At 55.7% G+C, this 255-nt stretch carries 1 protein-coding gene; it reads left to right on the top strand.

All coding sequences use genetic code 11. From position 1 onward, the window contains the following. Window positions 1–255 (top strand): AMP-binding protein (locus V2S86_RS25435; protein ID WP_330764619.1); only part of this gene is annotated, 255 nt, incomplete at both ends.

Genomic DNA, 255 nt, shown 5'->3' with positions numbered 1-255 from the left:
AGGGCGTACTGCACACCACCGGCGGCTATCTGGTGTATGCCGCCATGACGTTCAAGTACGTCTTCGACTACCACGAAGGTGACGTGTACTGGTGTACGGCCGACGTCGGCTGGGTTACAGGTCACAGTTATCTGCTGTACGGCCCGTTGGCCTGCGGTGCCATCACCTTGATGTTCGAAGGCGTGCCAAACTATCCTGGCGTCAACCGCCTGTCACAGGTGATTGATAAGCATCAGGTCAATATCTTGTATACCG

The organism is Serratia sp. C2(1), assembly GCF_036352655.1.
GTDB classification, from domain to species: Bacteria; Pseudomonadota; Gammaproteobacteria; order Enterobacterales; family Enterobacteriaceae; genus Serratia; species Serratia inhibens.
Note: the sequence above shows the minus strand (reverse complement) of the source record. Positions and strands in the feature narration are given on the sequence as shown.